This is a genomic window from Halomicrobium urmianum (assembly GCF_020217425.1).
GTDB classification, from domain to species: Archaea; Halobacteriota; Halobacteria; order Halobacteriales; family Haloarculaceae; genus Halomicrobium; species Halomicrobium urmianum.
Window position 1 is genome coordinate 1,605,308 of record NZ_CP084090.1, and the last position, 14,380, is coordinate 1,619,687.

The 14,380-nt window shown below is 68.0% G+C and carries 14 protein-coding genes and 2 tRNA genes; 7 read left to right on the forward strand and 9 right to left on the reverse strand.

The window, feature by feature from the left end:
• Positions 1–9: 9 nt before the first annotated feature.
• Positions 10–537, reverse strand: a complete 528-nt coding sequence (locus tag LCY71_RS07755; protein ID WP_225335791.1) for an HNH endonuclease — start codon at positions 535–537, stop codon at positions 10–12.
• A gap of 434 nt (positions 538–971) precedes the next feature.
• Positions 972–1,042, reverse strand: a tRNA-His gene (locus tag LCY71_RS07760).
• Between the two features lie 103 nt (positions 1,043–1,145).
• Here LCY71_RS07760 and LCY71_RS07765 point away from each other — a divergent pair.
• Positions 1,146–1,598: a DUF5814 domain-containing protein gene (locus LCY71_RS07765; protein WP_225335792.1), complete on the forward strand. Its 453-nt coding sequence runs from the start codon at positions 1,146–1,148 to the stop codon at positions 1,596–1,598.
• A 53-nt stretch (positions 1,599–1,651) separates the two neighbouring features.
• On the opposite strand, the gene LCY71_RS07770 is transcribed toward LCY71_RS07765, so the two are convergent.
• The 3 genes from LCY71_RS07770 to LCY71_RS07780 form a co-directional block, all read right to left on the reverse strand.
• Entirely contained in the window at positions 1,652–2,083 is a 432-nt protein-coding gene (locus LCY71_RS07770; protein ID WP_225335793.1) for a DUF8146 domain-containing protein, read from the reverse strand.
• Between the two features lie 147 nt (positions 2,084–2,230).
• A complete protein-coding gene (locus LCY71_RS07775) occupies positions 2,231–2,836 on the reverse strand; it encodes an RPA family protein (RefSeq protein WP_225335794.1) in 606 nt (201 codons plus the stop codon).
• Between the two features lies 1 nt (position 2,837).
• A complete protein-coding gene (locus LCY71_RS07780; protein ID WP_225335795.1) occupies positions 2,838–3,767 on the reverse strand; it encodes a replication factor A in 930 nt (309 codons plus the stop codon).
• Between the two features lie 165 nt (positions 3,768–3,932).
• Between LCY71_RS07780 and LCY71_RS07785 the strand changes: the two genes are divergently transcribed.
• Complete coding sequence (locus LCY71_RS07785; protein ID WP_225335796.1) at positions 3,933–4,220, forward strand: DUF7091 family protein; 288 nt, start codon at positions 3,933–3,935, stop codon at positions 4,218–4,220.
• Between the two features lie 490 nt (positions 4,221–4,710).
• On the opposite strand, the gene LCY71_RS07790 is transcribed toward LCY71_RS07785, so the two are convergent.
• The 4 genes from LCY71_RS07790 to LCY71_RS07805 form a co-directional block, all read right to left on the reverse strand.
• Positions 4,711–6,303: a lipopolysaccharide biosynthesis protein gene (locus LCY71_RS07790; RefSeq protein WP_225335797.1), complete on the reverse strand. Its 1,593-nt coding sequence runs from the start codon at positions 6,301–6,303 to the stop codon at positions 4,711–4,713.
• A gap of 94 nt (positions 6,304–6,397) precedes the next feature.
• The gene (locus LCY71_RS07795) at positions 6,398–6,865 is read right to left on the reverse strand and encodes a TRAM domain-containing protein (protein ID WP_225335798.1); all 468 of its coding nucleotides are present in this window, start codon (positions 6,863–6,865) and stop codon (positions 6,398–6,400) included.
• 94 nt (positions 6,866–6,959) lie between these two features.
• Positions 6,960–7,829 carry an aluminum activated malate transporter family protein gene (locus LCY71_RS07800; protein WP_225335799.1) on the reverse strand — a complete coding sequence of 290 codons (870 nt, stop codon included), beginning with the start codon at positions 7,827–7,829 and terminating at the stop codon, positions 6,960–6,962.
• Positions 7,830–8,125: 296 nt separating this feature from the next.
• Complete coding sequence (locus LCY71_RS07805; protein ID WP_225335800.1) at positions 8,126–9,160, reverse strand: radical SAM protein; 1,035 nt, start codon at positions 9,158–9,160, stop codon at positions 8,126–8,128.
• A 119-nt stretch (positions 9,161–9,279) separates the two neighbouring features.
• Between LCY71_RS07805 and LCY71_RS07810 the strand changes: the two genes are divergently transcribed.
• From LCY71_RS07810 to LCY71_RS07830, 5 genes are all read left to right on the forward strand, one after another.
• Complete coding sequence (locus LCY71_RS07810) at positions 9,280–10,479, forward strand: FIST signal transduction protein (protein ID WP_225335801.1); 1,200 nt, start codon at positions 9,280–9,282, stop codon at positions 10,477–10,479.
• Positions 10,479–11,750, forward strand: coding sequence for a PAS domain-containing sensor histidine kinase (locus LCY71_RS07815; RefSeq protein ID WP_225335802.1), 1,272 nt, complete (start codon positions 10,479–10,481; stop codon positions 11,748–11,750). Before LCY71_RS07810 ends, LCY71_RS07815 begins: the two co-directional genes overlap by 1 nt.
• A 112-nt stretch (positions 11,751–11,862) precedes the next feature.
• Positions 11,863–12,948 (forward strand): DUF373 family protein, encoded by a 1,086-nt coding sequence (locus LCY71_RS07820; RefSeq protein ID WP_225335803.1) that lies wholly within the window; start codon positions 11,863–11,865, stop codon positions 12,946–12,948.
• A 9-nt stretch (positions 12,949–12,957) separates the two neighbouring features.
• A complete protein-coding gene (locus tag LCY71_RS07825) occupies positions 12,958–13,251 on the forward strand; it encodes a hypothetical protein (protein ID WP_225335804.1) in 294 nt (97 codons plus the stop codon).
• 42 nt (positions 13,252–13,293) lie between these two features.
• Positions 13,294–13,397, forward strand: a tRNA-Arg gene (locus tag LCY71_RS07830).
• Positions 13,398–14,380 lie beyond the last annotated feature (983 nt).

Below are 14,380 nucleotides of genomic sequence, written 5' to 3' on the forward strand. Positions count from 1 at the left end.
GGTCCAGTTCTAGACGGTGGCCGGCGCGGGCGTCCCTGGAGCCGTCGTCGCGATGCCCGCCCGCCAGTGGAGTTCCGCCCGCGAGATCCCGCCGAACTCCGCCCGGCGGTGACAGGACGGACACAGCGACACGACGTTGTCAAGCGTGTGGGCGTCCCGCTCCGCGAACACCGGCGTCTCGACGAAGACCCTGACCGGGACGACGTGGTGGACGTCCGGATTCCGGCCCAGTTCGTCGTCGTCGGTGCCACAGACCACGCAGGCGTGCCCGTCGCGCTCCAGCGCCCGCTCGCGGACCTCGTTCCACCCCTTGCCGTACGGCCCCACACCGCCGCCCTCCCAGTTCGGGTGCCCCTCGCCGGTGAAGGCGTCGGAGAGCCACTCGTACTGGCACTCCGGACCGCAGAGGGTCGCGTCGCCGGTGACCTGATTCGGGTACCGTTCGACCGTCGCGTCGCAGACGTCGCAGGAGAGGGTCAGTTTGCCGCCGTTCCAGCGGGGTTCTTGTCGCCTGAGATGTCCCGCCTCGGGCGCCACGACTTGATCTCGACACACTCTGGACAGAATCGTCCGGGTTTCTCCGACGGGTAGTACTCGAAGGAAGTCCCACAGATCTCGCAGTCCGTCTCCTCTTTCGCGTTCCGATAGTTCGGATTATCCTCGCCTGCATAGGACACTGCGCTGTCGTGGCAAGCGTCAGAACAGTACTTCTTGTCGTAGCTGCTGTAGAACTCGTCTCCACACTCAGCGCAAGTGCGGTTCGGGAGTCGCTCGTCGTGTACGGAACTGTGGTGACTCCGAAACCGCGTCGCGTACCGAACGATTCCCCTGCACGTCGGGCATTCGTGATCCGCAATATATTACGGTATCTATGACGTGATTATAAACCCAATCCGACCGGGGTGGAAGTAGAACTGTCGAAGGCAAACAAACGTCGAACTAATCGGCGGAAGGTGTTAGAAGCTAAACCAGTCCGGGCGCGGGAATCGAACCCACTTCACAGCCACCACAAGGCTGTAGGATACCATTACCCCAGCCCGGACACGCTCTCCACTCACATCTATCCCGCTGGGACAAATATACGTTACGACATCGGCCGCGCTCCGTGCGCCTTTTACCCGAGAACGACCTACGAGCTGTCAAGCGTGGCCATCACGGACAAGATCTACGTCAAGAACCACCGGCAGCTCGCCTCGCAGCTGGAGACGTCCTTCCCGAAGGGGGCGTTCAAGGGGGCGACGCTGGACGTCCTCTTCCAGGGGGAGGGGCTGGCGAAGCTAGACGAGGCCAGCCGGGAGCGGGTACTGGAGTTCGCGGAGGACTTCATGGACTGCGACTGCCAGGCCAGCCCGCACTGCGGCTGTCCGGAGCGGAAGTTCACCCGGTACCTGCTGGAGTTACGCGAGCAGGGGCTGGGACCGGACGCCATCGTCGACGTGATGGGCGACGACTACATGCTGTACGCGTACCCCGGCGACGTCCTCTCCTTCCTGGACGACTCCGTGCGGACGCTGGAGGCGGTCGAGGCGCTGGCGGACGTCGACGGTCGGGACGAGGTGGCTGAGCAAGCCAGACAGAAGCGAGACGAACTGGTCTGAAGCGGGCGAGGGCGGGCAACGGACGGGGCGGCGTCGGACCGAGTCGCCCCGGGCTATACCTCGTCGAAGCTGCCGATCCGGTAGGAGGCGTCCTCGTCGTCGTCGCCGTCGAGGTCCTCCAGCTGGACGACGTCCTCCTCGTCGTGCTCGTCGAGTTGCTGGCGCAGTGTGGTGACGTAGCGCTTGTGTTCCTCCAGCTGCTCGCGGAGGTGCTCGGCCTCGAGTTCGAGGCGCTCGTGCTCGCGGACGAAGCTCTTGGGGACTTCGACCTTCGGCGGGAAGCTCTCGGTGTCCTCGCTCTCGGACGTCTCCGAGAGCTCGTGCTCGGGGACGACCTCGACCTGGCCGTCGTGGGCGACGAGCATGTCGACGTAGTCGCGGAAGACGGCGGACAGGGAGATGTCGCGCTCCTCGGCGATGTCCCGGAGCGTCTCGAACTTCTCCTGGCTGACCCGGAAGGAGATGGTCTTGTTCTTGTTGCCCATCAGTGGCTTCCAGTAGGTAGTTCATCCCACTTAATCGTTTGTCAGACAGTCTCAGGACTGGGCGAACGTGAAAAACCGGCGGCGGCGGTGGCGATTCGCGGCACTGAGTGAGGGCCGCGGAATCAGCCGCCTGAAACGGTCGCTGGCTTACTCCGCGACGCTCGCTTCGCCCGTCTCTCGCTGCTCTTCCTCCAGCGATTCCAGCGCGCCGACGACGGTCCGGCGGTAGTTCTCCACGGGGAGGTCGTACTCCTCGCGGGCCATCTCGGCGTACTCGTTGGTCTCCTCGTCGAACGCCTGGATGCGCTCGATGGTCCGCTCGGCGGTCTCCACGACCCAGCGGTCGCGGGTGGCCTCGTCGACCAGCGAGATAGACTCCGGACGGATGGAGACGTTCACGTCGCCCTCGTCGGTCTCGTAGGTGCGGGGCTTGCCGACCACGGAGACGTAGGCGGGCGGCTCCAGCTCACGGAGCATCGAGGCGGCGTCGGGCTGGTACTGGCCGGCGTACATGAAGAACGTGTCGCCGTTGGGGTCGACGAGGCGACCCTGCCAGTACTCGCTGTCCTCGCCGACGTCTTCGGTCTCGGTGAGGGTGCCGACGACGAAGATGCGGTTGGCCTTCGCGCCGGTGGGCAGCAGCAGGTAGACCGGGGCGCGGTCGTCGTCACTTTCCTTGAACGTGTAGCTCGCGTCGTTGAACTCGTCTGCGAAGACGCGGCGGGCGACTTCGCGGGTGGGCGTGGATGCCATCTCAGATCGACCTCGCTTTGATGAGGGCGGCTTCCGGATCGACCGGATCGTCCAGCAGCTCCTGTTCGTCGGCCAGCACGTAGCGGCCGAAGGTCGGACCGGTGACGCGGTAGTAGCGCCCCAGGACCTTCTCGCGCATCTCGTCGGCCACGACGGTGGTGTCCAGGGCGTCCATCGCCATCTCCTGGGCCTCTTCGAGGGTGATGCCGGTCAGCGCCTCGGTGGCCGCCTCGTCGAAGATGACCTCGGTCACGTCGTCGCCGTCGTCCAGCACGCCCTTGATACGGAGGTCGAACTCGCCCTCGACCTCGCCGTGCTCGGAACAGCGGCCGTTCTGGAGGACGCGCGTGCAGTCCTCCTCGGGGCAGCGCTTGATCAGGCCGGAGCCGGACTGGATGTCGACGAGGGCCCCCTCGACCTCGACGCTCTCGTCGCCGACTTCGATGTCCTCGTCCAGTTCCTCGATGGTGGTCGTCCGGTTGAGCTTCACCGAGAACCGACCCTGGTACTCGTCGGTGACGACGTTCCGGAGGTCGTAGACTTTGCCCTCCTCCAGCTCGGGGAGGTCGGACTTCGACCACTTGGTGAACTTGATCGTGCCCGTCTCGTCACCGAGGAGGCCGACCTGGGCGACGGCGTCCGCGGTCGCGTCCCAGAGGTCGACGACCTTGGCCGTGATGTCGACCCACTCCTCGGGGGCGTCGACGTCGGTGACCTGCACCCGGTCGTTCTCGCCGCCGGAGAGCTGGTCGCGGTCCATGCCCGCCTCGTCGAGGTACGTGCTGACGACGCTGCGGCGCGCCTCGCTGACGGGCACCTTGTACTCGTCGACCAGCGTCTCGAGGCGCTCCTCGATCTCGTCGACGCTCAGGTCTAACTGGTCGGAGAACTGCTCGTGTATCTCGTCCGCGTGTGTACGCAAATCCGTCATTGCTATCTCTGTCTCCGCGTGGTTTCGGTGGGAGACAACTGACTCTTGGTCGCCTTCCCGTATAAACCCTCGTCGACCGCAGTGAAAGTGAACGGCGGCGACTGAGACGTCTCAGACGCGCATCTGCGCGAGAAGATTCTTGAATCCGGAACCGGAACTGGGGGTATGGACGACGACACCGAGCGCGTCCAGCGGTTCATCCGCTCGACGCTCCGCTCGGTTGGCCGCCAGCTCGAAGAGGCGAAGGTGGCCTACACGGACGCCAAGCGCTCGGCCCTGGCCGAACTCCCCCAGAACGACGACGGCAAGGCCCGCATCGTCTGCCGCCGCCACGCCGAGCGCCGCGCCGTCCGCCTCGACGACGAGGCCCGCCCCGCCTGCTTCGACCCCGACCACCCCGACTGCCAGGGCTGCGCCGAGGACGTCCGGGACGGCACGGTCGAGACCTGGTAAACGACGTTTTTACTGTCGTTCGAGAGAGCGGAGCTCTCTCGTGATGACGAAAGACGCCGGAGGCGTCTTTCGAACCACGGGGGGTTCCTCGCGAGCCTTCGGGTCGCTGCACTCGCGGTGTGCTCTGAGAGCTCGTGACACTCGTTCACCGGACCCACGCTCACTCCGTCCGCGCGGGCTCCGACGGCCATCCTCCGGGGAACCTGCGACTCCCCGCTGTGTGACCCGGTCGCTGCACTGGAAACGGTGGCCGCCGAGGAGGTGTTCGACGCCCTCGACCCCTTCAGCGTGGACGATGCGGTCCGCGAGCGCGACGACGACGTCGTCGTCGGACCCGCTGGCTTCGAGTGGGACGAGCGCTCGGCTCGCGTGTCACACCAATTCGGACGGCGACCGAACGCTCGTCGTCCCGAAGTCGGAGGCCCAGCGCGTCCGCGAAGTCGCCGCGGAACTACGGGAACGGATCGGTTCTGACCGGTCCGCGAGCGCGTCAGTCCCGGCCGAGCGCGTCCCGGTAACGGCCGATCATCGTCTCGGCCAGTCGCCGCTCCACGGGCGTGAACCCCAGACGGCGGAGGACGAGGGCGTACGCCGTCAGGCCGAGCAGCGTCCCGACCGCCGGCGCGGCGGGCGCCGGAAGCGTCGCGTGCGCCCCGAGCGTGACGACTGCGAGCGGGACGGCCGCGGCGACGGGCCGGAGGTGCAGGCGCGTGAACGGCTGTAGCCCCTCCAGGTAGTACAGCACGACGACTTCGAGCCCGTTGTTCACCGCGTACATGAGGAAGTAGCTCAGGACGAGTCCGGGCAGTCCGTACCGGATCGTGAGGGGTACCGCGATCGCCGCCAGGACGGCGGTGATCGCCACGTTGACGATCAGGTAGGCCCGCTGGTTGTCGGTCATCATCAACAGGAGGCCGACGCTCCCGGCCGCACACGCGACGTACTGGGCGAGGAGAAAGCCCGGGAGCAGCGCCGCGTACTCGACGAACGTGGGGCCGAACAGCCCGAGCGCGGCCTCTCGGTACACGAGCAGCGGGATGGTGATCCCCGTGACCCCGACGAGGACGAGCCGGCTCGTGACCTGATACAGCCGGCGGAGCGCGTCCCGGTGGCCGGCCTCGTGGAGGGCGGCCATCACGGGCGGGATGAACTGGTTGACGCCCAGAAGCGGGAGGCGAACGAGCAGGCCGAGGAGGACGGCGACGGCGAAGACGCCGCCAGCGACGCCCGAGAGGAACAGGGCGATCAGCGGGTAGAAGCCGAACCGCTGCGTGACAGTGGCGAACCCGCCCGCGAACAGCGGCAGCGAGTAATCGACGTACCGACGCCAGATCCGCCCGCCGTCGGCGCCCGGTGCTCGCGGCCGAAGGCCCCTGTTCCGGGCCAGCCAGCCGGTCGCGGTCAGTCCGACTGCGCCCATCGCGAGGACCACGCCGCCGGCGACGAACACCAGGTCGCCGACGAGGACGCCGACGGCGCCCACGGCGAGCTGTGCGACCGGAAAGCCGACGCGGAGGGTGAGCGTGAGCGGGACGACTTCCTCGAGGCCGCGCAGGACCTCCGTGACGGTGAACAGCCAGACGCTCGCCGGCAGCCCCACGGCGAAGACCCGGAGCAGCGTCTGGAACTGCGGGCCCTCGCCGGCGGCGCGCGTCACGTGCGGCACCGCGACGTAGAGCGCGGTCCCGAAGACCGTCGCGACGCCGACCAGCAGGAGGCTCGCCACGGTGACGAGCGCGTCGCGCTCGGCCGTCGACTCCGCCGCCGGGAGGAACCTGCTGAGGCCGCGCCGGAACCCGAGCGCGACGTGGAGGAGGAACCGCTGGAGCCGCCTCGCGACCGCGAACGTCCCGTATGCTCCGGCAGTGAATCCGTTAGTCAGGACGGCGGTGAACGCCAGCGCCAGCCCCCGCCGGACGAGGATGCCCGGGACCGAGACGGTCGCGCCGTGGGCGACCCGTTCGAGCGCGTCGTCGAGGCGCTGCTCGACGGGGTCGGGCGCGGACGCCGAACGCTCGTGGCGGTCGCCGTCGGCCCGGTCCGCGTCGGCTCCTGCCGTCGTCTCCAGCCGATCGTCGGCCACGGACGTAGCTATCGGGTCGGCAGCAAAAGCTCGCCGATACGGCGTCGAACGCGGTGAAAAAACGGCGTGTCCACTCGCGGGCCGCGGGGCGGGCTCAGCCCCAGAAGTTGTCGCGGCTGCCGAGGCGCTGGCGCTCGGGTTCGCCGTCCGCTCCGGCGGACGCGTCGCCCTCCTCGTCGGCGTCGGCGTCTGCCTCGTCGGCGTCGGCGCCCTCGCCCTCGTCCTCGTCGAGTTCCAGGCGCTCCAGCTCCTCAGCGCGGGCGTGGTTGGACCGCACCTTCGTCACCTTCACGCGGGCCTTCGCCGGCGGGAGGACGCCGTCCACCATGATGATGAACCCGTCGCCCGTCCGACCGACGCCGGCGCCGCTCTCGTGGATGTCCTCGACCTCGACGACGACCTCCTCGCCGGGCTTGACCGGCTGGCTCTTGAGGTCCTCGATGGGCTGGTTGTAGTGCTTGCACCACTCCTTGCCACCCCGGTCGCCGTAGTGGGTGCAGCCCATGCCCTCGATCCGCTCGGTGAATTCGGGGCACTCGTCCGCGAGTGGACAGTCAGCCATGAATCTCGCTAACGGACCCGGCGCTAAAACAGTTGCGTCACCGTCCGACGGCGCGTTCGCGCGTCGCTGCCCTCGACGTCAGCCGGGAGGGCGATCACACCGGCCGGCCGTACGTCCCGCCCCGCTCGTCCGGGTCGACGACGATGGCCACGGTGGGTTCGTCGACGTCGGTCGGGCACTCCCCGGCCCGCTCGACGGCGTAAGTCACGGGCGCGGTCTGGTTCCGGTCGCGGTCGAGGTGGAGCGTGAGGTGCATCGGGACCGTTCCGCCGCCGCCGATGCTCTGGGGATAGCCGTACCGCTCGCCCGGCGTGCTGAGTGAGACGCCCGCGTGGCGCTGGACGACGCCGTCGCCGTCGACGACACAGGCCACCACCTGGGGCGGATCGAGCGCGCGGCGGAAGACGAACTCGTTGGTCGCCGTGAGCGTCCCGACCCGCTTCTCGACGCCCGGGACGTGGTTGTCCGGGTACTCCCCGGTCGGCGGCTCGACCGTGACCGACTCGTTGGTCTCCAGGTCGTAGGTCACGCCGCCGCCGACGGCGTCGGCGCCGACGAGGGCGACGCCCACGACGGCTAGGACGGCGACGACCGACGCCGCGGTCCGGACCGGCAGGGCGAACCCGCGCTCGCGCAGGAGGTAGCCGAGCCCGACGAACAGCGCCGCGGAGACCGCCAGCAACAGGAACGTGCCCGTGTCCTCGATCGGGTAGTTGCTGACGACGTACCCGAGGCCGACGAGGTAGGCCCCGCCGGAGAGGGCGAAGGCGACGGCGTCGAGGACGTCCCGCTCGGTCGCCACGCCGACGGCGAAGAAGGCGACGAACGCGAGAAAGAGCAGGGCGGCCTTGACGGTGATCGACAGCCCGAACACCAGGTCGCGCATGAAGTAGACGAGCGAGGCAATGGCCAGCGCTACGCCGATCGCGTAGAGGAGTTTGCCGCTGTCGAACTCGAAGTCCATGTGTCGTCCACCACAGACCCAGTTGTAATCACTGTTCTCGTGGGTTCGACGGCGATTTGAGCGACCGCTGCGGCAGACGTGCGGGAAGCGAGAGAAGCGTTAGTCCCCGGCCGCCGACTGCCCGGACCCGGCACCCGGACTGGCCGACAGCGGCGTCACGCGTACCTTTTTCCCCGTCGGGTTTCCTCGCTCGCTCCGCTCGCTGCGGGAACCCTCGGGCAAAAATCTACGCTAAAAAGTCCGCGACTCGCTTCGCTCGTCGCGGCGAACCGCGCTCACTCCGTTCGCGCGGACGCTCAGTCCCCGGCCGCCGACTGCCCGGACCCGGCACCCGGACCGGCCGACAGCGGCGTGCGCTCGACGACCGTCCCGTCGTAGGTCGGGTACTGCTCGACGATTTCGCCTTTCTCGACGTCGCCCTCCTCGACCATCTCCTCTAAGAGCCACCAGGCGAGTTCGACGTGGTCGGACTTGACGGCGTAGAACTCCTCGGGGACGCCCAGTTCCCGCAGGCGAGCCTCGGAGACCCATGCCTTGCCGTAGACGAGCGTACCGTCGTCGGTGACCTCGTCGAACTCCCGGCGGATCGTCCGGGCCATCCGCTTCAGGCGCGAGCGGTGCTGGGCGGCGTCCTTGAAGACGGAGGTGCAGAAGTAGACCTTCTCGTGGTCGCCCATCGTCTCCAGGATCTCGTGGCTGCCCTCGACGGCGCTCATGTGGTCGTCCTTGAGCTCGAAGCCCTCCTCCTGCATCCGGCGGTAGTTGCCGTCGGACATCTCGAACTCGTTGATGTTGCAGAAGTCGGCGGCGCCCTCGTCGAGGAAGTCGAGAAACTCCTCCTCTGCGCGGATGCCGGGGATCTCGAAAGCCGGCGTCAGGCCCTCCTCGCGGGCGATATAGAGGATCTCCTCCCACTCGGTACCGTGGAGGGCGCCCCACTGCTCCACGGGCGGGTGGAAGCGAATCTCGTCGAGGCCGGCCTCGCTGAGGCGGCGCATGTTCTCCCGACCGCCGGTGATACCCGTGTAGAGGTGCGTGTGGTGGTCCTCGCCGAACTCGTCCTTGAGGAGTTCGAGGTAGTGACAGGTCCGGTCGAGGGCCTCCTGGGGTTCGCCGCCGGTGATGGAAGTCCCCAGCGCGTCCATCAGCTCGGCCTCGGCGACGACGTCCTCGTCGGACTCGACGGGGCGCTCGTTGGCGTACACCTGGTCGACGTTCTTGCGGTTCTCCCCGAGGGGGCAGTAGAAGCAGTCCCGCTGGTCGCAGTACCCGTAGACGAAGAGCACCATCTTGCCGCCTTTCGCGCACTGCTCGCAGCCCTCGGAGATCATTCGGTACCCGGGATTCCCGCCCCAGCGGCAAAAGTCGTGCGTTCCCGAGTCGGTTGTTACAGTTCGTTCGTCAACTAAATTACCGTAAATATTTGTTCGTGTACGGACGTGTCACCCGTATGGATACCGCCATCGGGACGGCGCAGGCCGCGGCCGACGACGGATCGCAGGCCGGCGAGCGGGCCGCGTCGGAGGCCGTGGCCGAACTCCCGGGAGATTGCGTCGACTTCTGCCAGGTGTTCTGCTCTGTCGACTACGACTACGAGCGGGTCGTCGAGGCCGTCAGGGACGTCGTCGGAGCGGACGCGGACCTGATCGGCTGTTCGGCCGCCGAGACGTTCACGGAGGACAGCGTCGAGGAGGGCGCCGTCGCCGTCGCCGCCGTCGCCAGCGACACGCTGACCGTGTACACCGGCTCCGGCGTCGGCCTGAGCGACAACGTCCGGCGAGCGGTCCGTGAGGCCGTCGCCGACCTCCCCGCCGACGTCGAGGGCTACCCCTATCGCTCGGCGATCACGCTCCACGACGGGCTGTCCAGCGTCGGCGAGGAGCTGGCCATCGTCTGCCAGCAGAAGCTCGGCCCCGAGGTGACCGTCGCGGGCGGGGCCGCCGCCGACGACCACCTCATGCAGTCGACTCACGTGTTCCACGGGGACCGTGTCCTCGAGGACGCCGTCGTCGTCGCCCTGATCGCCGGCGAGGAGCGGCCCGTCGTCTCCGTCGCCCACGGCCACGAACCGCTCTCCGAGCCGGTGGAGGTCACCAGCGCCGACGAGCGCCGGGTCCACGAACTCGACGGCCGGCCGGCGTTCCAGGTGTGGAAAGACGCCGTCAGGGAGTCCGTCCGCGAGGAGTTCGGCGTCGACGTCGACGGCCTGGACGCCGACGACAAGTTGCTCCAGCGGATCCTCTGCGAGTACGAGTTCGGCATCGACCAGGGCGAACGGTACAAGATGCGCTGGCCGTGGATCGAGGCAGAGACCGGCGACACGCTCCACTTCGCCGTCGACGTCCCCGAGGGGACTGTCCTCCGGGTGATGCACGGCACCGCAGACGAGCAGATCGAGTCCGCGCGGGCGACCGCCCGACGGGCGCTCCGGGCCGCCGGCGACACCGAGATGGCCGGCGGGTTCATCTACGACTGCGCCTGCCGGGGCATCGTCCTCGGCGACGAGTTCCCGCGGGCCGTGGCCGCCCTCGACGACAAGCTCGACCTGCCGTTCTCCGGGTTCGAGACCTACGGCGAGACGTGTATGGGACCGGGCGAGTTCAGCGGCTTCCACAACAACACGACCGTCGCACTACTGCTTCCGAAGTGATGGACCACGACGACCTCGTCGCCGCGTTCAGCCAGACCGTCGGCGTCGAGAAGGCCGACCGGCTGATCACCGAGGCGGCCGACGACCTCGGCATCGATCCCGGCGGCACCTACACCGACGGCGAGATCGACGACGTCTGCGACACCATCCAGCACTCTGGGGACGGCTACGTCCGCCTCGTGGCCAACGAGGTGCGCGTCCGCCTGCAGGCCCGACGCCGCTTCGACGCCCTGCTCGACGAGATCACCGATCCCGTGGTGACGGTCGCCTTCGAGTCCGCCGAGCCCATCGTCACCGCCGTCAACCCCGCCTTCGAGGAAACGTTCGGCTACGGCCCGGAGGCCGTCGGCGAGCCCCTGACCGAACTGATCGTCCCCGAGGACCGCCGCCGGGACGCCGTCGATCAGTGGCTCCGCTCGGATCCCGACGGCGGCGTCGAGGTGGAGCGCCTCACCGCCGACGGGGACCGCCGGACCCTCCTGTTTCGGCCGGTGGTCGTCACCCGCGGGGACGGCCGGATCGAGGGGCACGGCATCTACACCGACATCACCGAGCGCAAGCGCCGCGAGCGCCGCCTGCGCCACCAGAACGAGCAGCTCGAGCGGTTCGCCAGCGTCGTCTCTCACGACCTCCGCAACCCCCTTCAGGTGGCCCGGGGACGGGTGGAGGCAGCCCTCGCCGACACCGACGACGAGCGCATCCGCAAGCACCTCGAGGCCGTCCAGGGCGCCAACGACCGCATGGAGCGGCTCATCGACGACCTCCTCACCCTCGCCCGGGAGGGGCAGGTCGTCGAGCGCCAGACGCCCGTGCGGCTCGGCACCGTCGTCGACGACGCCTGGGCCGCGGTCGACGCCCCCGAGGCCGCGATCGAGGTGGACTGCGAGCATACCGTCGCCGCGGACCGGTCGCGGCTCCAGCAGCTACTGGAGAACCTCCTGCGGAACGCTGTCGAACACGGTTCGACAAGCCCTCGCTCGACTTCGTCTCGCGAGGACGCGGTCGAGTACGGCCCGAAGGACGAGGATCCAGTGACCGTCCGCGTCGAGGGCCTCGACGACGGGTTCTACGTCGAGGACGACGGCCCGGGCATCCCCCCAGAGGAACGTGAACGGGTGTTCGAGCACGGCTACACCTCCCGGACGGACGGCACCGGACTCGGCCTCGCCATCGTGGAGGCCATCGCCGACGCACACGAGTGGGACGTGGCGGTCCGCGAGGGCGTCGACGGCGGTGCCCGCTTCGTGGTCACCGGCGTTGCTGTTCTGTGAGTGGCTCGGTAGTTCGCTGTCGAGCGATGGGAACGGCCAGGAAGCCCTCCGCTGCGCATCCCCCGGAGCGTGGCGGAAGGCATTATACGGGCCCGTCGTGAAACGTCGAACGATGCTGCTGGTGCTGTGTGTCGACCTCGACGACGACCTCGGCCGCAAGACCGGCTTCGACACGCCGGTGATCGGTCGCGAGGCCGTCGAGGAGGCCGCCGTCGCGCTCGCCACCGCGGACCCGGAGGACTCCGACGTCAACGTCCTCTTCGAGGGGATCCACATCCACGACTCCATCACCGACGAGGCCGTGGAAGTCGCCGCCGTGACCGGGACCGAGGCCGGCGACGTCGCGGCCAACCGGGCGGTCGGGGAGGAGGTCGACACCGTCCTGGCGTCGCTGGCCACCGGCGAGGACGTCCGCGCGCTGCTGGTCACCGACGGCGCGCAAGACGAGTCCGTCGTGCCCGTCATTCGCTCGCGGATCCACATCGACGGCGTCCGCCGCGTCGTCGTCCGCCAGGCTCAGGACCTGGAGTCGATGTACTACACCTTCAAGCAGGTGCTCGACGACCCCGAGACCCGCGGGACGATCCTCGTTCCCCTCGGGATCCTCCTGCTGATCTACCCGCTGGCCATCCTCGCGGACGCACTCGAGCTACCGGGGTCGTCGCTGGGACTCATCTCCGGCCTGCTGGGCCTGTACGTCCTCGCGCGCGGGCTGGGGGCCGAGGAGGCGCTGGACGGCACCGTCGAGCGGCTCCGCTCCGGGCTGTACGCCGGCCGCGTGACGATCATCACCTACGTCGTCGCCGCCGCGCTGCTGGTCATCGGCGGCGTCAGCGGCGCGCAGACGCTGACCCAGTTCCCGACCGCCTCCGCGCTGGAGGTGCTCGCCGCGCTGGTCTACGGCTCGATCCAGTGGTTCGCCGCCGCCGGCGTCACCTCCAGCTTCGGCCGCGTCACCGACGAATACCTCGCCGACAGCTTCCGGTGGCGCTACCTCAACGCCCCCTTCTACGTGCTCGCCATCGCCGTCGTCCTCCGGGCCGTCAGCGGCTACTTCCTCGGCGAGGTCGGCATCTCCTACCTCGCGCTGGCGCTGACCGGCGGCACGCTGCTCGGCCTGGGCAGCACGCTCGCCTTCGCCATCGCCGAGACCCGCTTCCAGACCGATCCGGCACCGTCAAGCGGCCGGGGCTCCTGACCTCGCTCGATGTACGTCTCCAGGGCCGTCCAGAGCGTCCGCGAGGACCCCGTCCCCGGCGAGACCGTCGTGCTCGTGCTGGAAACCGACGACGACGCCGATCCGGACGCCGTCGCCGCCGCGGCCGAGGATGCCGGCGCTGCGGTCGAACGCCGCCTCCAGTTCGGCGACTTGGAGGTCAGCGTCAAGCAGGAGGCTGTAGGGGCAGTCTGCGAGATCGACGGCCTCGCCGCCGTCCAGACCGCCGACGCCATCGGCATCCACCCCGACGAGGCCGAGGAGGACGTCGACCCGGACGCCTGATTCCGGGCAGTTTTTGAGAGACCCGGCGCAAGCGAGTCGTGAGGGCACGTAGCTCAGTCCGGATAGAGCGTCGGACTTCTATCCCCGGGACGCTCGTGTCGGGGGAAGACATCCGACGGTCGTGGGTTCGAATCCCACCGTGCCCGTCACAGAACTGTCGTCTCTGACCTTCTACCTGCACTTTTCGATCTAAGCCGGAGTAGAGCGTCTACTGCCGACTCTGAGATTTCAGCTCAATCTCAGAATCCTGATCCCGTTCACCTGCTAAACGGCCCCCGGCGCCGTCCCTCGAATTTCATTGTTCTCGGGGGTGGTCGCCGTGTCTAAGCGAGCGTCCCCCGAGGACTGGCCGTTTCCCCGAAACGAGTTCGTCCGCGCTTCCCAGCTCGTCGATCACCTGAACGGGGGTGACCTGTCGTGAGACAGTCGTCCCCCAACTGGTCTCAGTATCGCGAGTACACCTGCCGCTACTGCGGGTACAACTGCATCAACAAGATCGACTCCGACGCCTCGGAGGCAGATGTCTGCTGGGACTGCTACCCTCACCTCGCCGTACGCTTAGATGAACCTCACACCACGAGCGAGGTCGAGGAGGGATGCCCCCCTCACATGGGGGGCGACCGACGACGACCGAGCGCACGGGGCCGAGCGGAGCGAAGGCCCCCCTCTTCAGCGCGACAGCCCGCGCAGCGGAGCGAGCAGGACCGTGCGGGCGGTAGCGGTCGACAGCACGAGGACGCGGACTTTTTTGATTTCTAACCTTGTCGACCGACGAACCCACCTCCGGCGGCTCTCGGCACACCAACCTGAACAACTCTGTAAACTGCTCAGAACCTGGTAACCAAGCGAATCAGGATCGCGAGTTACCCACTCCATCCGAACGGATTGCAGAGTTCTACGAGACCTATCCCGATCGGGCCAACCTCCAACTGACGAGTGATCACGGTGCTTCCCTCCGTCGCGACTATTGCCACGAACGCTATGAATCGTGGCAGACCGAACGGATCAACGAGTGGGAAGACGCTCCGTCTGGCCAGGAACTTGTCGAACGCCGCCCGATGACGTGGGGCGAAGCCCTGGAGCAGCTTCTCGAAGATCACGAAGATACGCGGCGAACGACAGTCAATCT